Annotated in this window: 23 protein-coding genes and 1 pseudogene; 14 read left to right on the top strand and 10 right to left on the bottom strand. The window is 65.6% G+C overall.

Going from position 1 to position 24,395, the window contains the following annotated elements; all coding sequences use genetic code 11:
• Window positions 1-51 precede the first annotated feature (51 nt).
• Window positions 52-399, bottom strand: a complete 348-nt coding sequence (locus ACNPNP_RS15755) for a hypothetical protein (RefSeq protein WP_448966968.1) — start codon at window positions 397-399, stop codon at window positions 52-54.
• Complete coding sequence (locus ACNPNP_RS15750) at window positions 396-1,361, bottom strand: DUF6772 family protein (protein WP_448966967.1); 966 nt, start codon at window positions 1,359-1,361, stop codon at window positions 396-398. Before ACNPNP_RS15750 ends, ACNPNP_RS15755 begins: the two co-directional genes overlap by 4 nt.
• 274 nt (window positions 1,362-1,635) lie before the next feature.
• On the opposite strand from ACNPNP_RS15750, the gene ACNPNP_RS15745 reads away from it, so the two are divergent.
• The 10 genes from ACNPNP_RS15745 to ACNPNP_RS15700 all read left to right on the top strand — a co-directional run bounded on the left by ACNPNP_RS15745 (window position 1,636) and on the right by ACNPNP_RS15700 (window position 11,117).
• Window positions 1,636-2,559, top strand: coding sequence for an ABC transporter permease (locus ACNPNP_RS15745; RefSeq protein WP_448966966.1), 924 nt, complete (start codon window positions 1,636-1,638; stop codon window positions 2,557-2,559).
• Window positions 2,556-3,443, top strand: a complete 888-nt coding sequence (locus tag ACNPNP_RS15740) for an ABC transporter permease (protein ID WP_448966965.1) — start codon at window positions 2,556-2,558, stop codon at window positions 3,441-3,443. The genes ACNPNP_RS15745 and ACNPNP_RS15740 overlap by 4 nt, the downstream gene beginning before the upstream one ends.
• Entirely contained in the window at window positions 3,443-4,483 is a 1,041-nt protein-coding gene (locus ACNPNP_RS15735) for an ABC transporter ATP-binding protein (protein ID WP_448966964.1), read from the top strand. Before ACNPNP_RS15740 ends, ACNPNP_RS15735 begins: the two co-directional genes overlap by 1 nt.
• Window positions 4,476-5,300, top strand: coding sequence for an ABC transporter ATP-binding protein (locus ACNPNP_RS15730; RefSeq protein WP_448966963.1), 825 nt, complete (start codon window positions 4,476-4,478; stop codon window positions 5,298-5,300). Before ACNPNP_RS15735 ends, ACNPNP_RS15730 begins: the two co-directional genes overlap by 8 nt.
• Entirely contained in the window at window positions 5,297-5,956 is a 660-nt protein-coding gene (locus ACNPNP_RS15725; RefSeq protein ID WP_448966962.1) for a histidine phosphatase family protein, read from the top strand. Before ACNPNP_RS15730 ends, ACNPNP_RS15725 begins: the two co-directional genes overlap by 4 nt.
• Entirely contained in the window at window positions 5,953-6,750 is a 798-nt protein-coding gene (locus tag ACNPNP_RS15720) for an endonuclease/exonuclease/phosphatase family protein (RefSeq protein WP_448966961.1), read from the top strand. The genes ACNPNP_RS15725 and ACNPNP_RS15720 overlap by 4 nt, the downstream gene beginning before the upstream one ends.
• A 56-nt stretch (window positions 6,751-6,806) precedes the next feature.
• Window positions 6,807-8,387 carry an ABC transporter substrate-binding protein gene (locus tag ACNPNP_RS15715; protein ID WP_448966960.1) on the top strand — a complete coding sequence of 527 codons (1,581 nt, stop codon included), beginning with the start codon at window positions 6,807-6,809 and terminating at the stop codon, window positions 8,385-8,387.
• A 90-nt stretch (window positions 8,388-8,477) separates the two neighbouring features.
• Window positions 8,478-9,413 (top strand): DUF6772 family protein, encoded by a 936-nt coding sequence (locus tag ACNPNP_RS15710; protein ID WP_448966959.1) that lies wholly within the window; start codon window positions 8,478-8,480, stop codon window positions 9,411-9,413.
• Window positions 9,410-10,786, top strand: coding sequence for an FAD-dependent oxidoreductase (locus tag ACNPNP_RS15705; RefSeq protein WP_448966958.1), 1,377 nt, complete (start codon window positions 9,410-9,412; stop codon window positions 10,784-10,786). Before ACNPNP_RS15710 ends, ACNPNP_RS15705 begins: the two co-directional genes overlap by 4 nt.
• 4 nt (window positions 10,787-10,790) lie before the next feature.
• Window positions 10,791-11,117, top strand: coding sequence for a DUF6385 domain-containing protein (locus ACNPNP_RS15700; protein WP_448966957.1), 327 nt, complete (start codon window positions 10,791-10,793; stop codon window positions 11,115-11,117).
• 10 nt (window positions 11,118-11,127) lie between these two features.
• Here the strand turns inward: ACNPNP_RS15700 and ACNPNP_RS15695 are convergent.
• Together ACNPNP_RS15695 and ACNPNP_RS15690 are read right to left on the bottom strand one after the other, a co-directional pair.
• Window positions 11,128-11,274: pseudogene (locus ACNPNP_RS15695) on the bottom strand (alpha/beta fold hydrolase); the annotation flags it as partial.
• A 145-nt stretch (window positions 11,275-11,419) separates the two neighbouring features.
• Window positions 11,420-12,370 carry a sugar-binding transcriptional regulator gene (locus tag ACNPNP_RS15690; RefSeq protein ID WP_448966956.1) on the bottom strand — a complete coding sequence of 317 codons (951 nt, stop codon included), beginning with the start codon at window positions 12,368-12,370 and terminating at the stop codon, window positions 11,420-11,422.
• Between the two features lie 168 nt (window positions 12,371-12,538).
• Between ACNPNP_RS15690 and ACNPNP_RS15685 the strand changes: the two genes are divergently transcribed.
• From ACNPNP_RS15685 to ACNPNP_RS15670, 4 genes are read left to right on the top strand one after another with little or no spacing between them, the layout of a single operon-like run.
• Window positions 12,539-13,912, top strand: coding sequence for an MFS transporter (locus ACNPNP_RS15685; protein WP_448966955.1), 1,374 nt, complete (start codon window positions 12,539-12,541; stop codon window positions 13,910-13,912).
• Window positions 13,909-15,339 (top strand): sulfatase family protein, encoded by a 1,431-nt coding sequence (locus ACNPNP_RS15680; protein WP_448966954.1) that lies wholly within the window; start codon window positions 13,909-13,911, stop codon window positions 15,337-15,339. The genes ACNPNP_RS15685 and ACNPNP_RS15680 overlap by 4 nt, the downstream gene beginning before the upstream one ends.
• Complete coding sequence (locus ACNPNP_RS15675) at window positions 15,336-16,370, top strand: NAD(P)-dependent alcohol dehydrogenase (RefSeq protein WP_448966953.1); 1,035 nt, start codon at window positions 15,336-15,338, stop codon at window positions 16,368-16,370. Before ACNPNP_RS15680 ends, ACNPNP_RS15675 begins: the two co-directional genes overlap by 4 nt.
• A gap of 17 nt (window positions 16,371-16,387) precedes the next feature.
• The gene (locus ACNPNP_RS15670) at window positions 16,388-17,284 is read left to right on the top strand and encodes a carbohydrate kinase family protein (protein ID WP_448967271.1); all 897 of its coding nucleotides are present in this window, start codon (window positions 16,388-16,390) and stop codon (window positions 17,282-17,284) included.
• 13 nt (window positions 17,285-17,297) lie between these two features.
• On the opposite strand, the gene ACNPNP_RS15665 is transcribed toward ACNPNP_RS15670, so the two are convergent.
• From ACNPNP_RS15665 to ACNPNP_RS15640, 6 genes are all read right to left on the bottom strand, one after another.
• The gene (locus ACNPNP_RS15665) at window positions 17,298-18,029 is read right to left on the bottom strand and encodes an SGNH/GDSL hydrolase family protein (RefSeq protein ID WP_448966952.1); all 732 of its coding nucleotides are present in this window, start codon (window positions 18,027-18,029) and stop codon (window positions 17,298-17,300) included.
• Window positions 18,026-19,180 carry a DUF4185 domain-containing protein gene (locus ACNPNP_RS15660; protein ID WP_448966951.1) on the bottom strand — a complete coding sequence of 385 codons (1,155 nt, stop codon included), beginning with the start codon at window positions 19,178-19,180 and terminating at the stop codon, window positions 18,026-18,028. The genes ACNPNP_RS15665 and ACNPNP_RS15660 overlap by 4 nt, the downstream gene beginning before the upstream one ends.
• A gap of 115 nt (window positions 19,181-19,295) precedes the next feature.
• Entirely contained in the window at window positions 19,296-21,419 is a 2,124-nt protein-coding gene (locus tag ACNPNP_RS15655) for a glucosidase family protein (protein ID WP_448966950.1), read from the bottom strand.
• A 12-nt stretch (window positions 21,420-21,431) separates the two neighbouring features.
• Window positions 21,432-22,241, bottom strand: coding sequence for a carbohydrate ABC transporter permease (locus ACNPNP_RS15650; protein WP_448966949.1), 810 nt, complete (start codon window positions 22,239-22,241; stop codon window positions 21,432-21,434).
• Window position 22,242: 1 nt separating this feature from the next.
• Window positions 22,243-23,118 (bottom strand): carbohydrate ABC transporter permease, encoded by an 876-nt coding sequence (locus ACNPNP_RS15645; RefSeq protein ID WP_448966948.1) that lies wholly within the window; start codon window positions 23,116-23,118, stop codon window positions 22,243-22,245.
• A gap of 8 nt (window positions 23,119-23,126) precedes the next feature.
• A complete protein-coding gene (locus ACNPNP_RS15640; RefSeq protein WP_448966947.1) occupies window positions 23,127-24,392 on the bottom strand; it encodes an ABC transporter substrate-binding protein in 1,266 nt (421 codons plus the stop codon).
• Window positions 24,393-24,395 lie beyond the last annotated feature (3 nt).

Genomic DNA, 24,395 nt, shown 5'->3' with positions numbered 1-24,395 from the left:
GCAGCGTTCGTCGCCGCCGCTCCTGTCGTTCTGGGCATTAGTGGTCTCCGATCACTCCTTCAACTCAAGATAGATGCGCAGCAGGGGCTCCGCCGCCCCGGACAGGCGCGTACTGCGCAGCCTCAACCAGTGACCGAAGCGATCGACGGGAATGGAATGGAAGCCCTCGGCGTCGGTCACCAGTGGTTCGATGCCGTCGTGATCGATCCAGTTCAGGCCGTCCGGCGAGATCTGGACGCGGAACTCCGCGGACCCGCCTTCGACGGGACGGAGGAAGTGGATGTACCAACGGGCCTCGCCCGCCCATGCCACTTCGAAGGGCTCTGTGTCGTGGACGTCGACCAGGTCGACGCCGCGCTCGATGACGGCGCTCTGCGACTCACGCATTTTCGTGCTCACCAATCTGCCGAGATGACGACGGAATCGAGGAAGAGGAAGTTGCGGTGCGGGCCGAGGGTGCGCACCGAGAAGTAGAAGTTGAGCAGGCTCTCCAGCGACTCGTACTTCTCGGCGTACGGCGGAACCGGCACATGGCTGAGATCGTAGGTGTCGTTGTTGAACTGCAGCTCGACGTTCGAGCGGGTGGTCGTGTCGATCAGGAATCGCAGGTAGTGCCAGTTGACCTTCGTCGGCACCTCGTTGTAGCAGGCCTCCTGGCGCACGTCGTTGAGGTAGGTCCAGTCGTCGGGATTGGGCGCGGTGAAGTCGGTGTACCGGCCGTAGTCGTGCTTGCCCTCGAAACGCTCATGCGGGGTGGGCTCGGCGACCGTCGGATACATCCACTTCTGGATGATCCTGCCGTTCTCGTCGGCATTCTGGAAGCGCATCACATTGTGGTACCGGATGCCGTCGTGGTCGAGGTCCGTCGCGACGGTGAAGGCGCCGAACTGCGCCTCGGTGGGGTGGGAGTTGGCATCCCAGCTGATGTCGCCGTACGTGTTGGCCTCTTCGCCGCCGCCGAGGTTCGCTTCGCCCTTCCACGCGATGTACGCCTCGATCTGCAGCAGACCCCTGCCGCTCATGGTGAGCCGGCGGATGGCGGTGGAGGTGTGGCCGGCGGCCTTGCGGGTCGCGAGCTTGAGCGAGTACGTGCCCGACATGGCGCCGTGGGTGCCGACGTCGAAGAAATTCTGGTTCGACAGCATCGGCGGGCGGAAGTCGCGGAAGTGCTCATCCATCGAGTCGAGGTCGCCGCGGCCGTTGTAGTTGCCGCCGAGCTCGACCCATCCATGCGCGCCTTCGTTGAAGTCGTCGAAGGTCAGGATGCGCGAGAGCGGATTGAACTTCGACAGACGCAGATCGCTGCTGCGGATCGCGTCACGCAGGCTTGCTGCGGTGCTCGCGACTTCGGGGGTAGTCACCTGTGACTCCTTGACGTTGTGTCGGGCCCCGGCATCGGTGTCGGGGCGATGTGAGGCAACATTAGTGTTATTGCTCTCGGCTGTCAAAGCCCAATTTCCCCTCGAAGGTAGGGCGGTGCCTTTTCTGCAGCATCCCCGGAAAATCAAGGAAGAAGACGAGGGGTTGACAATCCTCCCGGGATGCGGAAGGTTCATTAGCGATAATGTTCTGGGCTCGAAGCTGAACCCGGAACCCGGACTCGGAGGTCTACGGTGACCTCCCTCGGAGGTGAACATGCTCGGTTACACGATCCGGCGGGTGCTGCTCGCCGTCTTCGTGCTCTGGGGCGTCGTGACCGTCGTCTTCATCATCGTGCGGCTCGTACCGTCGGACCCCGCGGTGCTCGTCGCCGGCATCGACGCGACGCCTGAGCAGATCGCCACGATCCGCGCACGGATGGGCCTCGATCAGCCGCTTATCGTCCAGTACCTCGGTTACGTCGCCGGCGCGGTGCGGGGAGACTTCGGCACCTCCTACACGTACGGTGCGCCGGCCATGGAGCTCGTCGGGGAAGTGCTGCCGAACACGGCGCTGCTGGCATTCCTCGGCTGCACGCTCGCCGTCATCGTCAGCTTTCCGCTGGGCCTGCTCGCCGCGCTCCGCGTGAACCGCTTCACGGACCGGGCCGTCACCACTGCGAGCCTGCTCACGCAGTCACTTCCTGGGTTCTGGGTCGGCGTCGTGCTCATGCTCGTCTTCTCCCAGATGCTGCGGCTGCTGCCGAGCGCTGGCCTCGGCAGTCCGGATGCGCTCGTGCTCCCCGTCGTGACCGTCGCACTGCCCTTCATCGCGATCCTCACCCGTATGACCCGCAGCGGTCTTCTCGAGGTGGTCGGCGAAGGGTACATCACGACGGCCCGCGCGAAGGGCCTGTCCGAGCGCGTCGTGATCCTCACCCACGCCGCACGCAATGCCCTCATCCCGGTCGTCACCCTCGTCGGCCTCGAGTTCGGTGCGCTACTGGGCGGTGCGGTCATCACCGAGACGGTCTTCAGTTTCCCCGGCGTCGGCAAGCTCCTCGTCTCCTCGATCCTCGCCCGTGACTACAACCTCGTCCAGGCCTGTGTCGTGGTCATCGCCGCGGCGTTCGTCATCGTGAATCTGCTCGTCGACCTGCTCTACGGCTACCTCGACCCGAGAGTGAGGCTCGCGAAATGACCGTCCCACCCACGATCGCCATGCAGACCATGCAGCGCGCTCGTCGAGCACGCCGCGGGGTCACCGCCCGGATCACGATCCCTCTCGTCGTCATCGGCCTGTTCATCGTCGGTGCGATCGTCGTGCCGATCCTCTATCACTTCGATCCTCTGCACACCGATGTGCTGCTGCGCCTCAAGTCGCCGGGCACGACCCTTCCCGACGGGTCGTTCGCGATCTTCGGCACAGACCAGGTCGGGCAGGATCTCTTCGCCCAGATGATGATGGGCGCGCGCGTCTCACTCACCGTCGGCTTCTGCTCGCTGCTCTTCGCCGGCGTGTTCGGAGTACTCACAGGGCTGCTCGCCGGGCATTTCGGCGGCTGGCTCGACAACGTGCTCATGCGCATAGCCGATGTGCAGCTCGCGTTCCCATCGATCCTCCTCGCGATCCTCCTCGCGTCGGTGCTCGGCCCGCGCCTGTGGAACGTCATCGTCGTCATCTCGATCACGAACTGGGTCGTCTTCGCACGTGTCACCCGCAGCCAGGTCCTCACACTGCGCGGCCGCGAATACGTCGAGGCCGCCCGCACCCTTGGGGCGAGTAACTGGCACATCATCGTCCGCACGCTGCTTCCCGGCTGCATCGCTCCGATCCTCGTCGTCGCCACGGTCGAATTCGGCCACGTCGTGCTGCTCGAGGCGGCGCTCTCGTTCCTCGGCGTCGGCGTACCACTCGGCATCCCGAGCCTGGGAACCACCATCAGCAACGGCACCGCGTATCTCAGTACCGCCTGGTGGATCTCGACCCTGCCCGGCATCGCGCTCGCCGCTCTCGTCCTCGCCACGGGAGTGCTCGGCGACGCCATGCGTGACCGATTCGACCCGAAGTTGCGGAGCGCCTGATGACGATCTCCCACGCCCCCGAGGCCAGAACCCCCAGCGCCCGAGCGGGCGAGCCGCTCCTGAGCGTGCAGGACCTCAAGGTCGAGTTCTCCACCTCGGCCGGCGTCGTCCGTGCGCTCGACGGCGTGAGCTTCGACGTCGGAGCCGGTGAGACCGTCGCGGTCCTGGGCGAGTCGGGTTCGGGCAAATCGGTCACCGCGCAGGCCATCATGGCGCTGCTTCCCCAGCCCGCAGGCTCCATCGTCGGCGGCCGCATCCTCTACGGCGGCCGCGACCTCGCCGCGGAACCCGTCTCGAAGGTGCGGGAGCTCTGCGCCACCGAGATCGCGATGATCTTCCAGGACCCGCTCAGCTCGCTGAACCCGGTCTACCGGGTCGGCTGGCAGATCGCAGAGCTGTTCCGACGACGCCGCGGCACGCCCAAGCAGGAAGCCTGGGCGAAGTCGCTCGCGCTGCTCAAGCGCGTCGGCATCCCCGATGCCGAGACGCGCATCCGCGACTACCCGCACCAGTTCTCCGGCGGGCAGCGCCAGAGAATCATGATTGCGATGGCGATCGCCCTCGAACCCAAGCTGCTCATCGGCGACGAGCCGACGACCGCACTCGATGTGACGGTGCAGCAGCAGGTCATGAACCTTCTGGCCGACCTGCAGGCCGAGTCCGGCATGGGCATGATCCTCATCAGCCACGACCTCGGCGTCGTCGCCGAAGTGGCCGATCGTGCCGCGATCATGTACGCGGGTCGGATCATCGAGACCGGCGGCATCCAACAGGTCTACGATCACCCCGCGCATCCGTACACCCGAGGCCTGCTGGATTCGATACCGAGCAACACCTCGCTGGGTGAACGGCTGACTCCGGTCGTCGGGTCGCCTCCCAATCTGCTCGCCCTGCCGAGCGGATGCTCCTTCCACCCGCGCTGCCCGTTCGCGACCGAACTGTGCCGCACGACGTCTCCGGCTCTGCGGCAGCCGGAGGGCTGGAGCGCCGGCCATCTTGCGGCCTGCCACCGGACCGAGGAGGTGCTCACCCATGACTGACCAGTCGAAACCCCTGTTGAGCGTCGAGCATCTCAAGGTGTCGTATCCGATCCGCTCCTCGATCCTGTTGCGAAAGACCGGCGAGAACGGCGCCGTCTCCGATGTGAACTTCGAGCTGCGTGCCGGCGAGACCGTGGGGCTGGTGGGCGAGTCCGGTTCGGGCAAGTCGACGATCGCGCGCACGGTGATCGGGCTCGTGCCGGCAGCGGATGGTGTCATCCGCTTCGAGGGCCACGACATCACGAAGCTCTCGCTGCGGCAGATGAAGGACATGCGCCGCGACATGCAGATGATCTTCCAGGACCCTTATGCCTCGCTCAATCCCCGGCTGACAGTGCGCGACATCATCGCCGAGGGGTGGCGCGTCCACTCCGGCATCGTGCCGCGCGATCGCTGGACGGCCGAGGCGAAGGAGCTCATGGAGCGCGTAGGGCTCAACCCCGACTACTCCGACCGGTATCCGCACCAGTTCTCGGGCGGTCAGCGTCAGCGCATCGGCATCGCTCGCACACTCGCGCTGCGGCCGAAGATCATCATCTGCGACGAGGCGGTCAGCGCGCTCGACGTGTCGGTGCAGGCGCAGGTGCTCAATCTGCTCGAAGACCTGCAGGCCGACCTCGGTCTCTCCTATCTCTTCATCTCGCACGACCTGTCGGTCATCGAGCACATCTGCGATCGCGTGCTGGTGCTCAACAAGGGCGTCGTCGTCGAAGAGGGCACAGCGCGGCAGCTGTTCGAGCATCCGCAGCATCCGTACACGAAGACGCTGTTCTCGGCGATCCCGGTCGTGCGGCCATGGCTCGAGGAGACATCGTGAGCCGGACCATCACGCTGCACCTGGTGCGCCACGGCGAGTCGCTGTGGAATGTCGAAGGGCGGTACCAGGGGCAGCAGGATTCCGGCCTCACTGCGGATGGCCGAGCCCAGGCCGCTCAGTTTGCAGAGCTCTTCGCGCGGCAGGTGCCGGCACCCGACCTCGTCGTATCGAGCGATCTGCCACGGGTGAAGGACACCGCCGCGCGCTATGTCGCGCGCATCGGGGCGAGCGTCAGTCATGACCCTGCGCTGCGGGAGATGAGCGTGGGCGACTGGGCGGGTATGACGCTCGAGGAGGCCGAGCAGCAGCATCCCGAACTCGTGGCCGCAGTCGCCGCCGGTGACGACCTTCGACGCGGAGGGGGCGAGACGTTCGGCGAGACCCGGGAGCGGGTCGTCAAGGCGATCGAAGAAGTCGCGGCCGAGCTGGAGAAGCGGGGCGGCGACCGGGTCGCCGTGGTCTTCACGAGCGGCAATCCCATCCGGCTCGCGGCAGCGCACATGCTCGGCATCCCGTCGCCGGGCCACATGCCCCTCGGCGCGCCGGACAACTGCTCCGTCACGACCTTCCGTCTGGGTGACGGGCGCAGCGAGGTCGTGCGATACAACCACGACATCGCGCCAGTTCGCCCCGCGGACCCGAGGGAGATCTCATGACCGCACCGCTCACCTTCATCGCACAGAGCCACAACCTGTGGGGCGATCATCACGCCGCCGAGCGGGAGACCGCGATGCGCGCCCTGTACGACCTCCGTGCCCCCGACCTGCTCGCCACGCAGGAGACGCGAGCGTGGTCTCGAGACCTGCTGGATGCCGCGATGCCTGGTCACGACCGGGTACACGATGACTTCCCCGGATGGGAGAAGCAGAGCAACCTGTGGTGGAACCGCGAGCTCTTCAGCGAGGTCGAGCACGGCGCTGAGGATGTCGGCATCCACGATGCGAACGCCCGCCTGTTCTGGGTGCGATTGCGTGCCGAAGGGGGAGACCGGACGATCCTCTGGACGACCGCGCATCTCTCCTACTCCGGCAATGCGGTCGAGGTCGAGACCGGGATCAACCAGCGCACGCCGCAGGCGCATCGCGTTGTGGAAGAGCTCGCGCGGCTCGGCAAGGACGACGAACCGGTCTTCTTCGCCTCAGACACGAACGCGATCGCGACGGCCATCTGGGTGATCGGCAACGCCGGCTACCTCGACTCGTTCAGCGCGCTGAACCGGCAGGCTCCGCCGACGCATCCTGTCGTGCCCAATCCGTTCCGCGAGACCGTCGGCACGCCGAAGTCTCCCATTGCGAGCCCGCACAAGACCATCGACTACATCTTCTTCCGAGGACCGGTGCGCCCGCGCAGCGCCGAGGTCGTGGAGTTCTTCGACCGGGGGATATCGCCCAGCGATCACCACCCGGTCGCATCAGCGTTCACCCTGCCCGGCCAGTCCGAGCTCGGGTGAGCAGCACGAAGTCATACCCGACAGAACTAAGTCATACCGATTCAAAGGAGACAGCAATGACATCGCTTCGCGCAAAGATGCGCTCGATCGCCGCAGTCGCGGTGGCCGGCGCTCTTCTGCTCACAGGGTGTTCGGGCGGCGGCGAGGACGCCGGTTCGACAGAGCCGCTGCCCGACGACCAGCAGACCCTCACCTACATCCCCGCCTACGGCTGGGCCGCGTCCGACATCTCGCAGGCACCGCTCGAGATCGGCATCAACATGGCGATCTCGCAGACGCTCGAGACCCTCGTCACGCTCGACGACGAGAACCAGCCGCAGCCCAAGCTGGCCGAGTCGTGGGAGTGGGTCGATGACACCACCCTCGTGTTCACGCTGCGCGAGGGAGTCACCTATTCCGACGGCACGCCGTTCACCGCTGCGGATGTGAAGGGGTCGATCGAACGGTACATCGCGTGGGAGGCGGCGCTGAAGACGGTGCTCTCCCCGATCCAGTCGGTCGAAGCCACCGATGACCTCACCGTCACGATCAAGACCGCCGGCCCCTCCGGAACGCTGGTCGGCGTGCTCTCGATGGTCTACATCGGCAAGGCCGAGTTCTCGCATCCCGACACGACGATCCAGGCCGACAACGACTACTGGGCGCAACCCGTCGGAACGGGACCGTTCATCATCGACGACTACGTCGCCAACGATCACTTCACGTTCGTGCGCAACGAGGACTACTGGGGTGAGAAGGCCAAGCTCCAGACGCTGACGATGAAGCAGATCACCGACGTCAACGGCAAGATCACCGCGCTGTCGAACGGTCAGGCGCAGATCGTGGGAGATGTTCCCTACGACCAGGTCGCGCAGGTCGAGGCGATGGACAACGTCAAGTTCGTGCAGGAGAGCAGTCTGAACTACTACTTCCTGTGGTTCGACAACAAGAACGAGTTCCTCAAGGACCAGCGCGTCCGAGAGGCGATGTGGGCCGCTCTCGACCTGAAGACGATCCAGGAGTCGCTCTACGGCGACACGGCGAAGCCCATGACGTCGTTCTGCCCGGAGGCCGCCTTCGGATGCGTCGAGCCGACCGACGGCATGGTCGAGTACGACCCGGAGCACGCGAAGGAACTGCTCGCGGAGGCCGGATATCCAGACGGCTTCGCCGTGGACGCGATCTACAGCACCGCCAACGGTGCCGGCTTCGCCAACATGATGCAGGCGTTCATTTCGGCCTGGCAGGAGATCGGCGTCACCGTCGAACCGCGTGCGCTGGATGCCGCGTCCTGGCTGAAGGAGTTCGGTACGGTCAACGAGGATGGAACGCACGCATGGGACATGGACGTGCAGCCGAATCAGACGATCACCGGTGATGCCGACTACACGATCTACCGTCTGTACAACTGCACGGCGGCTCGTCTCGGGTACTGCAACGAGGATCTGGACGCCCTCACGACGAAGGCGCAGCAGCTCACCGATCCCGATGAGCGTCTCGAGCTGTACCAGCAGGCTGTCGACATCATGCGGGCCGACACCCCGGCGATCCCGCTGCTCGAGATCAACGTCAACGCGGCCATGGCCTCGAATGTCGAGGGTCTCGTGATCCCCGCGAACGAGTTCATCGACTTCAGCTCGGTGTATCTCACGCAGTGACACCCGATGGCGGGGGCGGCGCGAACCGTCCCCGCCATCCTCGTCTCGGCATTCACGTTTCAGCATCCCGTCCCAGCATCCAAGGAGAGCATGCGCATGGAGAGATTCCTCAGCTACGACCGTGGCCTCGAGCGGTTCAACCCGCTGACCAGGGTGATCACGTACGACGACTTCGACACCGGATACAACGGCTGGCTGGATCTCACCCCGAACTTCGTCTATGACGACTACGAGTCCTTCGGCTCGGTCGTCGATCTCTCCAGCTGGGCGCCCACGCAGCTCAGTTCGGGCGCGATGCGATTCGCCTCCTCGCACGGGTCGATGGAGGGCACCTACTCGCTCAAGCTCAGCACCGCGCCGCCCGGCGGTCCGCACACGGCGCCCCCGCGGCCGGGGAGCATGGGGCACGCGATCAAGCGGCTGTCGCGCTTCGGCGATCCGGATCTCATCCAGATCGAGGCGTGGTACTCGTACACGCCGACGCAGGATCGCTTCGGGATCGGTGAGGAGGACATCCGCGCGTTCGGCTTCTTCTTCGATGTGCAGGATGCCGAGTACCGGTACATGCCCGGCGTGAGATACCTCAATGCGCTCGACGGGAAGCCGGTGCGGCGGTGGCAGTACTACCGGGTCACTGATGGGGTGAGCCGCGCGGACTGGAACTTCGGTGTCGAGGACGGCTGGTGCGTTCCCGGCGTGGACAACCAGTGGTACGGCCGGCGCTTCGAAGACGGCTCCGCCGACGGGTACCAGTGGATACCCGGCGGCGAACAGCAGCTGGTGTTCAACGAGAGCCCGGACAAGATCAACTGGATGTACTTCCGGCTCACCGTCGATGTGCGCCGCAGGCGCTATGTCGAGCTGCAGTCGATGGATCAGGTGTTCGACATGCGCGACCTTGAGCCGACCCTCGTGCCGGGCTACAAGTCGATCAAGGACCTCATCAACCCGGTGTTCTTCATCGAGACCGACACCGATCGGTCCGTCAATCTCTACCTGGATTCGGTGGTGTATTCGTGCGAGTGAGCGGGGAAAGAGCGCTCGAGTCGGTCGCAGAGCCGGCCCGCGAGACTCGCGTCGTCGGATCGTTCGACGTGATCGTCGCCGGCGGCGGTCCTGCCGGGGTGATCGCGGCGGTCGCCGCAGCCCGTGGCGGGGCGCGGACGCTGCTCATCGAGCGCTATGGCTTCGTCGGCGGGATGGCGACGAGCGCGCTGGTCACCCCGATCAGCGAGTTCCGCGTCGGCGGCCGGCAGCACATCGGCGGTATTCCGCTGGAGCTCATGCGGCGTGCGGCGGAGTTGGGCGGGGCCGAACTCGAACGAGACAGCGGCAACTGGCCGGTCAACGACGAGATCTTCAAGCTCGCTGCCCAGCGCCTGCTGCTCGAGAGCGGCGTGACGCTCCTGCTGCACAGTTGGATCGCGGATGCCGTGGCCGAGGACGGCCGGGTGAGCCACGTGATCGTGCAGAACAAGGCCGGCCGGGTGGCATACGCCTGCGAGGCGGTGGTCGACTGCACAGGGGATGCGGATGTGGTGCGCGCGGCGGGGCTGCCGACCACCAAGGGCGACGTGCTGCAGCCGGCGACGCTGTGGTTCCAGCTCGGCGGCGTCGACACCGACGCGCTCGGGTACGTCTTCGGGGATGCCGTGGACGGCATCCTCCCCGTGTCGGAGTCGATCCGCGCCCGGCTGGCCGAACTGCACACGGCCGGAGAGGTGCCGCTGTTCGGCGGTCCGTGGATCAACAGCTTCTTCCACGACGGGCTCGTCAGCATCAACGTGCTGCGCGAGGCCACCGACGCGAGCGATCCGGAATGGTTCTCCCGCACCGAGACGAGCCTGCGCGAGAAGATGCACGCGATCATCGATGTGCTCCGCCGGGAGTTCCCGGAGTTCCGCGATGCGTGGCTGGCGAAGTCCGGCATCCAGACCGGGGTGCGCGAGACGCATCACATCGTCGGGCTGTACGAGTTGAGCAAGGACGACATCGTGCATCCGAAGGCCTTCCCCGACACGGTGGCGAAGGGCGCTCATACGATCGACATCCACCACACGGACAGCATCGATCAGAGCGAGTTCGTCATCCTCCGCCATCCGTACAACGTGCCCTTCCGCGCTCTCGTGCCCGAGGGCAGTGAGAACGTCGTCATCGCCGGCCGGTGCCTGTGCGCCGACGGCCCCGGGTTCGGGTCGGTGCGCGTGATGGCGACGTGCATGGCGATGGGGCAGGGTGCGGGAACCGCCGCAGCGCTCGCCGTGCGTCACGGCTTGTCGATGCCCGAGATGGATGTCGACCTGCTGCGTTCGGCGCTGATCGACGACGGGGCGATCATCGACTTCGACAACGTCCACCTCGAGAACATCGCGGCGTTCGCCGGAACCGACAGGAGCTGACACCATGCTGCAGAACAACACGTCCGTGCTGGCCAGGAGAGTCGTCGTCGACAGAGACTTCGCGACGCTGGCGTACGAGGCCGGGTGGGCGCGCGAGGCCGTCGTCTTCGTGCAGGCAGAGGGCGGTCATCCCGATCTCGTCGTGGCGACCGAGATCTCGCCGGACGGGATCAACTGGATCCGTCGCGGCGCACCCGTGACGCTGTCTGCGGATGCGAGCATCGCCGAGCTGTCGCTGTCGGAGTTCGGCAACTGGCTGCGGGTCACCGTGACCGGCGCGTCGCCGGAGGCGCCCGCCCGCATCCTCATCCACGTCAACGGGAAGGGCTGAGCGGGGCGGCTCAGTCGGTACGAGAAGCCGCTGGCTCGATGACCTTGGCGAGGTCGTCGGGACGACTCCACATCGGCCAATGCCCAGTCTGGAGGTCGATGACGCCGAGGTGCTCGATGTGGGCGACTTCGGCGAACATGGAATGGCCTGCGCGTGCGTGCGGTTGCCATCGCGTCCACGACGTCGGAGAGCCCCCGGAGGGCGCCAGAGCGGTGCACGGTCGGGGCGAGTGACTCGCTCGATCGAGCTCATCCCAGATGCGGTTGCCGCGCCAACCATTTGATTCGCACGCCGCCGGAGCGTCACTCCTCGAGGATTGCGCGTGCAAGCACTTCGTCAGCGACGAGCACGTCGATGAGTCCGGACCCGGCGGCAGCGATGGTCGCGGCAGCGCGGTGCCCGCCGTACGAGGTCGCCACGATATGCGGCACATCGCGGAGCGAGTCGAGCGTGGCACCCAGCACGCGGTCGTCGATGTCCTGGCTGACTGATCGCCCGTCGGCGTCGAAGACCCGGCCGGACACCTCTCCGATGGCGCCCCCGCGACGGGCCGCTTCCGCGAGCGCCGGCGGAACGATCGGGTACAGCGCTGATCCGGTTTCCTCCCATGTTCCGACAGAGACAACTGCGACGTCGAGCGTCGACACGCGATCGAGGCATTCGGCTATCTCCGGCTCTTGGCGCAGAGCAGTCGCGGCATCCAGATCGCCGACGAACAACGGTGCATACATCGGATGCGCCGTGCCCTCAGCGATCCGTGCGACTTGACGGATCACTTCCACCGATCCGAGGCGATCGCCGGGGAACGTCAGCGCCCCGGCTAGCTGTACGACGTCGCAAGGTGGAAGGTACGAAAGGTGGTGTGTCATCGCTTCGATGGCACGACTCCAGGTGAGCCCGACGGTCTGCCCCGCCGTCACCTGCTCTGTGAGCAACGCGGCCAATGCGCGCCCGATACCGTCGATCGTCGGCATGTGCGCCGAATCGTCGCTGCGCGAGATGACGGTCGCCGACTTGAGACGCAATCGCGCTGCGAGTCGACGCCCGAGCTCTTCGTTCTCCTCACTCGGATCGCCGACCTGAATGCGGACGAAACCCCGTGCGCGCGCGGAGGAGAGCAGGCGGGCGACCTGCCAGCGTGAGAGGCCCGTGTCTGCGGCTATCTGCACCTTGGATTCGTCATTGATGTAGTAAGCACGCGCGATGCGCAGCATCAGCTCGTCGTCGAACTCGGTGAAATTCGCTGGCGTCACCACGGATGGCCTTTCGTCATGCAGAAGCGAGCGGAGTCAATCCTGCTCAGATGAGCGAAATTCTACCGCTCAGAATTGAACTTTCTCCGTAAGGGTCGTACGCTAACCAGCACCCGTGCTCAAACGTGAGCTCAGGTATGCTCAAAAGTGAGAATCCTGGAGGATCCAATGACCGAACCCACCCGTGGCACTGTCGCCACCCGGGCTGAGGGAAAGACCGCTCGTCGCGCCACCACCGCTGCCTTCGCCGGCGCCTTCATCGAGTGGTACGACTTCTATCTCTACGGCACAGCTTCCGCGCTGATCTTCCCCGCCGTCTTCTTCCCGGAGACGACGCCGGAGCTCGGTCTGATTCAGTCGTTCGCCGCATTTGCCGTCGGATTCCTCACGCGTCCGATCGGCGCGATCCTGTTCGGCCACTTCGGCGACAAGATCGGCCGCAAACCGATGCTGCTGCTGACCGTCCTCTTGATCGGAATCGGAACCTTCGGCATCGGCCTCATCCCCAGTGCCGAGCAGATTGGCGTGGCGGCTGCGATTCTGCTGATCATCCTCCGCCTCGTCCAGGGCATCGGCATCGGCGGTGAGTTCGGCGGCGGGTCACTCGCCGCTCTCGAGAACGCACCGATCGGCAAGCGCGGACTGATGGGGAGCTTCCATCAGATGGGCACGCCGGCAGGTCTGCTCGTATCGACGGGAGTATTCAGCCTCGTGCAGCTCCTGCCGAAGGAGGCACTGTTTGACTGGGGTTGGCGAATCCCGTTCCTGCTCTCGGGCGTGCTCACGCTGTTCGCGTTCTACATCCGCAGGCACCTGCCCGAGACCAAGTCGTTCACAGACGACGCCGAGGCGACACGCAAGATTCCTTTCTTCTCTCTCATCCGTGAGAACTGGCGTGGGCTGCTCATCGGCATCGGCGCTCGTATGACCGACGCCGTCACGTACAACATCATCAACGTCTTCGCGATCTCTTATGCGACGAACTACATGGGTCTGGACAGCAGTCACATGCTCACGGGCTTCATCATTTCCGCGGGCGTGCAGATCTGCATCCTGCCGTTCATCGGGCACCTGTCAGACCGCATCGGCCGTCGCCCTGTGTACATCGGGGGCATCGTCATCTGCGCGATCGGCGGTCTGTTCTACTTCCCGGTTCTGCAGCTAGACAACGTCGTGCTCACCTGGCTGATGATCATCGTCCTGCACGCGATCGGAACTGGCAGTATGTTCGCCATTCAGGGCGCCTTCTTCGCAGAGCTGTTCGGCACCCGCATGCGGTACACGGGCCTGGGCGTCGTCTATCAGGGCTCTGCGCTGCTGGGCGGGGCGCCGACCCCCGCGATCGCCCTGGCGCTCAGCCTGGCGTTCGGTTCATACTGGCCGGCTGTGATCTACCTCTTGATCATGTGCGTCGTCAGCATCGTGTGCGTCGTGCTCGCTGGTGAGACCAGCCGGATCGATCTGAAAGACGCCGGGCGCCGTCGCGCCGGGCAGGGCGCGTCGGCGGTGCAGGCGGAGTCCGTGACGAAGGAGAGTTCATGACCCGTCCCAACATCGTGCTGGTGATGACCGATCAGCAGCGGTACGACTCGATCGCGGCGCTCGGCTATGATCACGCCATCACGCCGCACCTGGATCGTCTCGTCGCCGAAGGCGCCGCGTTCACGAACACCTACGTGGCGAGTCCCTCGTGCGCGCCGAGCCGAGCCAGCCTGTTCACGGGCCTGTATCCGCATAGTTCGGGTGTGCTTCGTAACGACGACCCGTGGAAGCACTCGTGGGTCGAGCTCCTTGCCGAAGCCGGCTATCGCACGACAAGCATCGGCAAGATGCACACCTACCCGTACGAGGCGCCGGTGGGGTTCAAGGAACGCCACGTCATCGAGAACAAGGATCGCGCGCATCCCAATCTGCCGTACTTCCTCGACAACTGGGACAAGGCGTTCTGGATCCGCGGTCTGCAGAAACCGAGCCGCGTGACCTATCGCGACCTTCCCGACTACGCGGAGCGACTCGGTGCTTTCGAGTGGGAGCTGCCCGAAGACATGCACGCGGACAATTTCGTCGGCGGGCTGGCTGAACACTGGCTGCGCACCTATCCGAATCATGACGAACCGTTCTTCCTGCAGATCGGATTCCCCGGGCCGCATCCGCCCTATGACCCCACGCCGCGTCATCTCGATCCGTTCCGGGACAGGGAGATGCCCGAGGTGCCGCGCTCGCAGGAGGATCTGGACAGTCAGCCAGCTCCGCTCAAGGAACTGCGCAAGCACCACCAGGCCAACGACCACGACGCGATCGTGATGCTCGAGAACCCGACCCTCGAGCAACTTCAGCGTCAACGTCGTCATTACTTCGCGAACGTCGCGATGATCGACGAGAAGATCGGCGACCTGATCACCGCTCTCGACGAGCGGGGTGTGCTCGACAACACAGTCATCGTGTTCACGTCGGACCACGGCGATGCGCTCGGCGACCATGGCCATTCGCAGAAATGGAACATGTACGAAGGCTCCGTGCACGTGCCGGGAATCATCTGGGGTCCGCCCTACATCCGTGGCGGTCAGGTGCACGAAGGCCTCATCTCGCTCATGGATTTCGCGCCCACGATCCTCGAGCTCGCCGGCATCGAGCCTCCGGCATGGATGGAGGCGGACTCACTCGTTCCTGCTCTCTCGGGTAAGCCATGGGATGGCCGCGATTACGTCTTTAGCGAGCATGCGCGCGACTTCATCCTCACCGAGACAGCACTCATGACCATGGTTCGCGACGCGCGCTACAAGCTTGTCGAGTTCGTGGATCACGACGAGGGCCAGCTCTTCGATCTGCAGGAGGACGGACGTGAGGAGCACAACCTGTGGGACGCCCCCGAGCATGCCATCACGCGAGCACGCCTCGAGAAGGCGATCGCGCGATGGCGGGCGGAGAGCTCGATTCAGACGGCGACCTGGGCGAAGGACGTTCGATGATGGATGATCGGAGCACCCTCCCCGAGCGCATGCGCGCGTCCGAGTTGCTCGCACAGGACACGCTCACCGTCGCAGATCGCGCAGTGCCGAGACCGGCTCCTGATGAGGTGCTGGTGCGCGTTGCATCTGTCGGCGTCTGCGGCTCCGACACGCATTACTTCACACATGGCCGCATCGGCCCGTTCGTCGTCGACGCTCCGCTCGTGCTCGGTCATGAGGCATCGGGCGTGATCGTCGCTGCGGGTTCGGCCGTGGATGCTGCGCGGGTCGGCTCGCGTGTGTCGATCGAGCCGCAGCGCGCGTGTCGAGTATGCGAACAATGCAAGAAGGGCGCGTACAACCTGTGTCCGCAGATGGAGTTCTTCGCAACGCCACCGATCGACGGGGCCTTCACCGAGTACGTCACGATCCAGAGCGATTTCGCTCACGACGTTCCTGACTCCGTGTCTTCACACGCTGCGGCGCTGATGGAGCCGCTCTCGGTGGGGGTCTGGGCGTGCCGCAAAGCACAGATCACGGCGGGCTCTCATGTGCTCATTGCGGGAGCCGGCCCCATTGGCATCATCACGGCCCAGGTGGCACGGGCGATGGGCGCGACTGAGATCGTCATCACGGACATCTCCGAGGAGCGCCTCGCGTTCGCCGAGCAGCACGGCGCGACCCGTGTGGTGCTCGCGGGCGATCCCGTGGCCGAGATGACCATCGACGCGTTCATCGACGCGTCAGGAGCCGCGCCGGCGATCCGCGCGGGCATACCCGCGGTCAAGCCAGGTGGGCGCATCGTGCTCGTCGGCTTAGGGGCTGATGAGGCGGTTCTGCCCGTGAACCTGCTGCAGAACCGTGAGCTGTGGCTCACGGGTGTCTTCCGCTACGCCAATACCTGGCCGACAGCTATCGAGCTGGTCGCGACTGGTCGCGTCGATCTTGATGTTCTCGTGACGCACACATTCGGCCTCGGCGAGGTCGAGGATGCACTGATGGCGGGGCGTCTTCCCGGAGCCCTCAAGGCTGTCGTTGAGCCGTGGCGGTGACTGACGGCCGGGTTGTCATGGTCGGCGAGTCTCTCGTCGACGTGATCGTAGACCCCTCCGGCTCGCGGAGGGCGAGACCGGGAGGGTCGCCCATGAACGTCGCGATCGGTGCGGCGAGGCTCGGCATCGGAGTGACCTTGGTCACGGCGTTCGGAAATGACGAGCACGGCGCGATGGTACGTGCGCACATTGAACGCGAAGGGATCACGCTGATCAACCGCGGGCGACCTGAACTTCCGACCAACGTGGCGGTCGCGACCCTCGCGTCCGGCGAGAGCGTCGCTTACGCCTTCCGCTTGCAGAATCACACGACAGGTGTGGCCGACGCCCTCGCTGATCATGACGTCTCCCACCTGCATGTGGGATCGCTCGCGGCGATGACGGACGAAGAATGGCAGGGAGTGCTCGCGGCGGTGGAGGCGGCGCGGCCATGGGCCACGGTCAGCTACGACCCGAATTGCCGCCCCGAGATCGGGATCTCACCGGAGGTGGGCCGCGTGCGAGTGGAGGCGTTCGTCGCAGCATCCGATCTGATCAAAGCGAGCGACGAGGACCTCGCCTGGTTGTATCCGGGCGAGAGCAGCGACGCGGTTGCGGCCCGTTGGCTTGCGGCCGGCGCACGGATGGTCGTCATCACACAGGGGGGATCCGGACCGATCGGGTACGCAGTTGGCGTCCGCGTCGCCGCGCCGGCACCGCGCATCGCGGTGACCGACACGGTGGGCGCCGGCGACTCGTTCATGGCCGCCATGCTCGCCTGGTGCGACGAGCACCGGATGCTGGGACGCCAGGCGATCGCCGGGTTCACGGCGTCACAGGTGGAGGGACTGCTTCAGTTCGCCGCGCGGGCTGCGGCGATCACCTGCACGCGTGTGGGCGCGAACCCGCCGAGTCGCGTCGACGTCGATCTGTAGTGCGCCGCCGACGTCAACTGGCAGCGGTCGGCCAGTGCGGATGCCGCGCCACGGCCACCCGTGCGGTGAGGTCGGGCAGCACTCGAGACCCGGCTACTTCGATCCTGAGCACCCGCGCCAGCTCGAGCGCGATCGCCGCGTGCCCTGCCGCGTTCGGGTGGAACGCGTCGTCGAGCAGGCCCCACGGCATCCCCTCGTTGCCCGGTCCGGTTCCCGCCGAGAACGACGTGAAAACGGCGTGCTGGTCGACGAGGATGACGTCCTCCCGCGCCGCGACTTCTCGAACCGTCGAGGCGAACTCACCGATCCGGTCTCGGTCCGGCGCATGCAGCAGGTCGATCGCCGGCGGAGTCTGCAGCACCGGAATCGCGCCCGACTCACGCACTCGCGACACAAACGACGCGATCCCCGCCCCGAACTCCGCGGGTGAGACCACCGGATCGACCCACACGGTCGAGCAGTCGTTCGTGCCGATCATGAGTGTGACTATGTCGGGTCGCCACGTCGCCACGCGGCGATCGAAGTCCTCCAGGATCAGCGGGATGCGCCATCCGGTGACCGCCGTATTGATCACGGCGTCCTGAACGCGACCGAGATCGCCGCGGATCAGCTCGTGCAGGTGATCGACGTAGTTGCGCGCGCCGCGGGTGTGGATGAGGCCGTGCGTGATCGAATCGCCCGTCATCACCCAGGTCAGCGGAGCACCCGCAGCCAGCGCCGCCGTCAAACGAGAGAGCTCTGTCATCGCACCTCCAACTCGACATCGATGAAGCGCGGCCGGTAGATCGAGGCGTCGTCATACACATCGCCGACGTTGTCGAACGTGTTGACGTTATACGTGACGACCAGCTTGTCGCCCTGGCGTAGCTGCGGGTGCTCGTGCGCGTTGTACGTGAACACATCGGCGTCCTCGTAGCTGCCGAAGAGTCCGGTCTCGGGCGTGCGGTACAGCTCGACCGGCTCCGAGAACGGTCCCGTCGGCGAGCACGACGTGCGCGCGACGATGCGGGTGCTGAAGAGTTCGGAGGTGTCCTGCGTGATCAGCAGGTACCCGTCGCGGTACTTCGCGAGGCTGAACTCGTTCGCGACGTAGGGAACCACAGGCACGGCGGCCCCTTCATCCGCGACCCAGTCGGTGCCGTCCCAGAAGGTCCAGTCGCCGGCGAGTGCGTCCTTGCCCTGGGTGCGCGCGACGTACGACGACCGCACGCCCTCGGGGTCGGCAATGCCGTAGATGTACGTCGTCTGCCCCTCCTGCAGCGTCCACGATCCCCAGTTGATCCCGGTCGCCGACGGCAGATCGACGATCGATTGCAGCTGCAGCGTCTCGTCGTCGAGGGTCGCGAGCCGGTTCGCGGTCCATCGGAAGTCGAAGGGGTTGGGGCCGGTCTTCTCGAACTGCAGCAGCGGCACCTGCACCGTGTGCTTGTCACCCGGCGTCGGGTTGCCGATCCAGTACCACTTGCCGTCCGGCTCAGGAGGGATGATCCCGGCCGGCGCATCCGGCGTGCCACCCGTGATCGTCGACAGACCCTTGCTCGTCTGCACGACGACGGAGTTGTTGACGAACGGCGAGTCGGTCGGCCGCGACCCGTCGGGATTCACTGTGCCGAGGAACGAGTCCGAGAAGAACCAACCGGTCTTCCCTCCGCGCAGCGGCAGGGAGTAGGTGCTGTCGCCGCCGGTCCATTCGCCGCCGGTGTCGGCATAGGTCGTGAACTGCTCGGTGAGCGGGGCGTTGACGGATGCTGTCGCGGTCAGGGTCTTGTCCGTCAGGGAGCACTGGCCGATGGCCGTTCCCGGCGTCACCGTCGCGCTGGCCGGCGCCGCGAGCAGTGCGCCGGTCAGGACGGATGCCGTGGCGAGTCCCGCCGCGAGGATTCTTCTGTTCTTCATGACCACTCCTTTGTGTTCTTTCGGTTGTTGTCGTGCTGGGTGATCCCGGCGCCATCCCCCGATGGAAGAAGAGTTTCGGGGCTTCAGGTCGGCTCGAACCCCGGAAACCCGTCTTTCAAAGGGGTGCGGGCCCGTCGGATGCCGCGACCACGCGCCCGTCCGCATGAACGTCGTACGATTCCCCGCCGACCCGAAGCCCGTGCAGCACGGCCGATGGATCGATCCCCGCCACGCATCCGGCAGCCGTGACCGTGCCGTCTGTCGCTACCGAGACTCCGAACAGCGCCTCGATCACGAGCTCGATCCACGCGCCTGAAGACGAGCACGCCCAATCGATGATGTACGGCAGCTGCGGCGGAGCCTTACGCGCGCCGCCGTTGATGCCGGGCACGGCCTCTTCCACGAAGTGGGCCTGTCCCATGGGGCCTTGGTTCGCGGTCTGCGCGAGTCCGGTGAGCCAATCCAGCAGCACCGCCGGTGCTCCGAGTGCGGCGAGTGCGCGCCCCGCATCCGCCGGCCATGCCGGGTACGCGCCGTTCCACTGGTGGTCGGGTCGCACGCTGTAACTGGCATCCGGATCCCAGGGCGACAGCGCGCGCATCCAGTTGTCGGTCTGCAGCTCGCGTTGGAAGAACTCGACCATCTCGGCGCGCACCGCAGGCGCGAGATCGTCGGCGATCGTCGTGCCGACGCCGCTGAAGTCGTAACAGTGCCGCACCGCGAGCTGCGTGCCGTCTGGCTGACCGGCCGAGAAGATGCCCTCGCCCGGCAGGTAGCGCGCGACGCCCGACGGCAGCAGTTCAGACGCCGATGCCCGCAGCGCCGATGCCTCAGAGGAAGAACCCTGCAGGTCGGCGAGGGACGCCGCCGTCCGCATACTCCACACGTTCGCCGCGTTCAGGCTCGCGACCTCGTGCGTGTACGAGCTCACGCACTCGAGCAGATTGTCGATCTCGCCGTAGTCTGCGAGATCGGTGTCTTGCCGCAGCGCTTTCCAGGCCGTCGCCCACTCTTGGACGGACTCGGCCACGGTCACGGAACCGACCCGCTCCGACAGGAACTCGACGTCGCCGGTCAGCCGCACGTAGTCGTGCACCAGCCGGATCATGGCGTAGTCGTTCACCGAGTACCAGCGTCCGACCGGCCCGCCGGTGAGGGACGACGTGCCGAAGTGCGAGTGGATGTCGAGCGAGATCCAGTGCTTCAGTTGATTGCGCATCTCGGCGGGGTCGAGCAGCGCATGGCTGAGCGAGCTGAGGCTGTAGTCCCAGATGAAGGTCGTCGTGCCCCAGTAGTTCGGCATGAGAGTGTCATACGAGCGGCCGAGAACATTGCCCTCGTAGTCGCGGCGGAACCAGATCACGCCGAGCGCGGCCCACCAGTAGATGCGGCGCAGCGGCTCGGATGCCGTCTCCAGCACCGGCAGCGAACCCGAGAACTCGCCGCTGCCGGGGGTGAAGGTCGCCGACAGCTGCCGGTTCCAGAACTCCTCCGCCGCGGCGATCGCGGCGGGAACGTCGGCGACGATCGTCGAGTACACCGAGCGCGCCGCGGATGCCGTCGTCCCGACCGCCTGCACATAGGAGGTGCGGGCGGTGCCGCCCGCCGGCACCTCGAGCGTCACGGTGAGGTCGCCGCCGCGTCCGTTGCCGCCGATGCCGAGGTCGAACTCCTCCGACTCCGCGACGCCGCTCAGTGCAGCCGAACCGCCGAGCAGCCCCTGCACGCTCCATGCTCCGGCATCCGCCGAAGAGAACTCCAACGTCCCTTCGACCACGGCAACGGCATCCGGTTCTGACGGCGACTCGGCGTCCAACCAGGCATCGGTCGACCGCGTCACCCGTGCCGCTGCCGACAATCCGATGCGCACGGAACGTGCGACAGGCGACGACACGGCAATATCAATGGCCACCGCCTGAGAATCAGGCACGCACACCGTCGTCGTCTCGATCGTCAGGTCGCCCAGCGTCGCCCGGCGCACCACCCGATCCGGCCGCCCCTCGTGCGTGACGGGCACGCCGTACGACGCGAAGAGCCGTCCGTCGACGAACAGCACGGCGGTCTGCGTGAGCCCTTGCGACACGGGCGGGAACTGCACGGCAGACACAGCGGTGAGGTCATGGTCGATACGCACGGTGCCGAGCATGTTCGTGAGTCCAGAGGGCGCGATCATGTCGTCGTAGTGATGCGTGACCGGGTCGGCCGCGAGATCGTCGACGGTGGGGATGAGAGGAAGCAAGATGGATGCCTTTCAGTACTGGCCGAGGGCCAGGCCCTTGCTGAAGAACTTCTGCGTGCAGAGGAACAGCACGACGGTGGGCAGCGACACGATCACGGCCGCGGCGAGCACGGTCGACATCTGCGCGCCGCCGTACGTGCTCTGCATTCCGGAGAGGGTGGTGATGATCGGGCGGATGTCGTCGGACTGGCTGAGCGTGAGACCGAGCAGCAGATCGTTCCACACGAATGTCGCCTGCAGGATGAAGATCGCGACCAGCGCGCTCGATGCCATCGGCAGGTACATGCGGGTGAAGATCTTCCACGTCGTGGCGCCGTCGAGCACCGCGGCCTCGAAAGTCGAGTGCGCGACGCCGGTGAAGAAGTTGCGCATCACGAAGGCCGAGAACGGGATCGAGATGACCGTGTAGATGATGATCATGCCGACGCGGGTGTCGAACATTCCCGTGCGGGAGTAGGCGTCGAACAGCGGCAGCAGGATCATCTGCAACGGGAACACCGATCCGCCGAAGATCACGACGAACCAGGTGAAGCCGTGCTTCAGGCGCAGCGCGACGATCGCGAATCCCGCGGCCGCCCCGACGAGCACCGCGATGGTGGGCGAGATGATCGCGTAGAGCAGCGTGCTCAGTACGCTGCTGCCGAGGCCGGACAACTCGAAGGCCGCCGCGATGTTCTCGAACAGGTGGAAGTCGGTGGGGATCCACGACGTCTTCGAGGTGAAGGTCGTCGGGTCCTTCATCGCGTTGACGACGAGCAGGTACGCGGGCAGCAGCCACACGAATCCCAGGACGATGAGGATGCCGTAGCGGAGGGCTTTCATGTCACATCTCCTTCTTCGGCGAGAGCTGCTGGCGCAGGTACGTCACGGAGGCGATCAGGGTGATGACCGTGAGGAACACGGCGATCGCGGAACCCAGGCCGTAGTCGCTGTTGACGAAGGTCTCTTTGTACATCGTGAGCGCGAGGGTCTCGGAGACGGTGCCGGGTCCGCCCTTGGTCATGCCCCAGACGATGTCGAAGGTCTTCAGGCTGGCGACGATCGAAAGTCCGACGACGACAGCGGTGAGCGGGCGCAGCATCGGCCACAGCATGCTGGTGAAAAGACGGATGCCGTTGGCGCCGTCGATGCGTGCGGCTTCGAGCGGCTCTTTGGGGATGGCCTGCAGCCCGACCGTGAACAGCAACGCGTTCACGCCCACGCCTTGCCACGAGGCGGCGATGATCATGACGATCGTGTTGAGCGGAGCATCCAGAAGCCAGCGTGGGGGATCCATGATGCCGAACATCGCGAGAGCCTGATCGAGCGCGCCGCCGGACGACAGGATGAACGACCACACGACGCCGACGCCGATGCCCGAGAGGGCATACGGGATGAGGAAGGGAAGCCGCAGCCAGAGCCCGCCGCCGAGGTTCCAGGTGAGCAGCGCGACCGCGAGGCCGATGCCCACCGGGATGATCAGCGTGCCGATGACCCAGAGCAGGGTGTTCAGTACCGAGGTGACGAAGTCGCCGTCGGTGAACATCTCGACGTAGTTGTCGAAGCCGATCCAGTCGGGGCTGCCGAGGCCGTTGTAATCGGTGAAGCTGAGGAAGACCGTCCACAGCAGCGGCAGGTAGAGCAGTACGGCGATGAGCAGCACGCCCGGGGCGATGAAGCCCCGGGCGGACCACTGATAACGCGTCTTCTGATGCGCCATGCGGGGCGTTACTCCTGCTCAGCCCAGTACTTGTCAGCCGTGGCCTGGATCTTCTCCAGGAACGGCATCGGGTCGCCGGGGTTGGCGTTGAATGCGCCGAACTGCTCGATCGCGGTGGTCACGATCTCGGTCGGCATGGCCTCGAAGAAGCGGTCGTAGAGCTGGTAGTCGTCGCCGGCGATCGCGGTGCCAATCTCGGCGAGGGCGGGGTCGGCGACCTCGGCCTTCGGGTTGAAGGCGACGTCACCGTGGGCGGCGTTCCACGCGGTCTGCGCACCCTCCGACATCCACCACTCCGAGTAGGCGAGGCCGAGATCCTTCTGTGAGGAGCTCTCGGCGACGCAGATCGGTCCGGACTCGACGGCGACGGGGGTCTTCTCGAGGTCGGGATTGACTGCCGGGATGGCGAACATGCCGTAGTCGTCGGCGCTCATGCCGGCACCGTCGAGGTTGCCGGCGTAGAAGGTGCCGAAGTTGATCATCGCGAAGTCGCCCTGCTTGAGCGCGACGGCGGGATCGGTCGTGCTGCCGGCATCGCTGAACCAGCCGTTCTCGTGTTCTTCGAGCCAGATGTTCATGACGTCGACGATCTCGGGGTCGGTGTACTTGACCTCACCCGTGGTCAGACCCTCGTAGAGCTCCGGGTCGGTCGAGGCGACCAGATGCTGGAACCACTGGAAGGTGAACAGCGTGCTGGTCTGGTAATACGGCGTGACGCCCGCGGCCTTCAGCGTCTCGGCGGCGGTGTCGAGCTCGTCCCAGGTGGTGGGCACCTCGACGCCGTTGTCGGCGAATGCGGCCTTGTTGTAGAACATGATCCAGTAGGCGATGTTCATCGGCACGCAGTACTGCTTGCCGTCGAAGGTGTAGCTCTCGGCGAGGTCTTCACTCACCCAGCCCTCGTCGATCGCCTTCTTCCAGATGTCTGTGGTCTCGGCGATCAGGCCGTCATCGACGAGCTCTTTCAGCGCCTGGCCGGTGTGCCAGGTGAACAGGCCAGGCGACTTGTTGGTGCGGAACGACTGCTTGATGAAGGCGTCGTACTGGTTGGCGTCCGAGTAACCCGTCGTCTTCAGTGTGATGTCGACGTCGGCGCCGCTCGTCTCGTTGAGCGACTCGAAGTCGGGCTTCCACGCGGCCTTGTCGGTGTAGAAGTTGAGTGTGCCGGTGGTCTCACCGTCACTGCCGCCGGAACCGCCGGAGCAGCCTGCGAGGGCCACTCCGGCCAAGACCACGCCGGTGATGGCGATGGCGATCTTGCGTCGCGAAATCATGGG

The organism is Microbacterium xerophyticum (assembly GCF_053543555.1).
The sequence above is the reverse complement of the archived record's forward strand: the minus strand, read 5'-3'. Positions and strand labels throughout refer to the sequence as shown.

What these genes read in the sequence shown, in the direction of transcription:
- ACNPNP_RS15745 (WP_448966966.1), top strand. Translation starts at nt 1,636, where the DNA reads ATGCTCGGTTACACGATCCGGCGGGTGCTGCTCGCCGTCTTCGTGCTC.
- ACNPNP_RS15740 (WP_448966965.1), top strand. Translation starts at nt 2,556, where the DNA reads ATGACCGTCCCACCCACGATCGCCATGCAGACCATGCAGCGCGCTCGT.
- ACNPNP_RS15735 (WP_448966964.1), top strand. Translation starts at nt 3,443, where the DNA reads ATGACGATCTCCCACGCCCCCGAGGCCAGAACCCCCAGCGCCCGAGCG.
- ACNPNP_RS15730 (WP_448966963.1), top strand. Translation starts at nt 4,476, where the DNA reads ATGACTGACCAGTCGAAACCCCTGTTGAGCGTCGAGCATCTCAAGGTG.
- ACNPNP_RS15720 (WP_448966961.1), top strand. Translation starts at nt 5,953, where the DNA reads ATGACCGCACCGCTCACCTTCATCGCACAGAGCCACAACCTGTGGGGC.
- ACNPNP_RS15715 (WP_448966960.1), top strand. Translation starts at nt 6,807, where the DNA reads ATGACATCGCTTCGCGCAAAGATGCGCTCGATCGCCGCAGTCGCGGTG.
- ACNPNP_RS15710 (WP_448966959.1), top strand. Translation starts at nt 8,478, where the DNA reads ATGCGCATGGAGAGATTCCTCAGCTACGACCGTGGCCTCGAGCGGTTC.
- ACNPNP_RS15700 (WP_448966957.1), top strand. Translation starts at nt 10,791, where the DNA reads ATGCTGCAGAACAACACGTCCGTGCTGGCCAGGAGAGTCGTCGTCGAC.
- ACNPNP_RS15685 (WP_448966955.1), top strand. Translation starts at nt 12,539, where the DNA reads ATGACCGAACCCACCCGTGGCACTGTCGCCACCCGGGCTGAGGGAAAG.
- ACNPNP_RS15680 (WP_448966954.1), top strand. Translation starts at nt 13,909, where the DNA reads ATGACCCGTCCCAACATCGTGCTGGTGATGACCGATCAGCAGCGGTAC.
- ACNPNP_RS15675 (WP_448966953.1), top strand. Translation starts at nt 15,336, where the DNA reads ATGATGGATGATCGGAGCACCCTCCCCGAGCGCATGCGCGCGTCCGAG.
- ACNPNP_RS15670 (WP_448967271.1), top strand. Translation starts at nt 16,388, where the DNA reads ATGGTCGGCGAGTCTCTCGTCGACGTGATCGTAGACCCCTCCGGCTCG.
- ACNPNP_RS15665 (WP_448966952.1), bottom strand. Translation starts at nt 18,029, where the DNA reads ATGACAGAGCTCTCTCGTTTGACGGCGGCGCTGGCTGCGGGTGCTCCG.
- ACNPNP_RS15660 (WP_448966951.1), bottom strand. Translation starts at nt 19,180, where the DNA reads ATGAAGAACAGAAGAATCCTCGCGGCGGGACTCGCCACGGCATCCGTC.
- ACNPNP_RS15650 (WP_448966949.1), bottom strand. Translation starts at nt 22,241, where the DNA reads ATGAAAGCCCTCCGCTACGGCATCCTCATCGTCCTGGGATTCGTGTGG.
- ACNPNP_RS15645 (WP_448966948.1), bottom strand. Translation starts at nt 23,118, where the DNA reads ATGGCGCATCAGAAGACGCGTTATCAGTGGTCCGCCCGGGGCTTCATC.
- ACNPNP_RS15640 (WP_448966947.1), bottom strand. Translation starts at nt 24,392, where the DNA reads ATGATTTCGCGACGCAAGATCGCCATCGCCATCACCGGCGTGGTCTTG.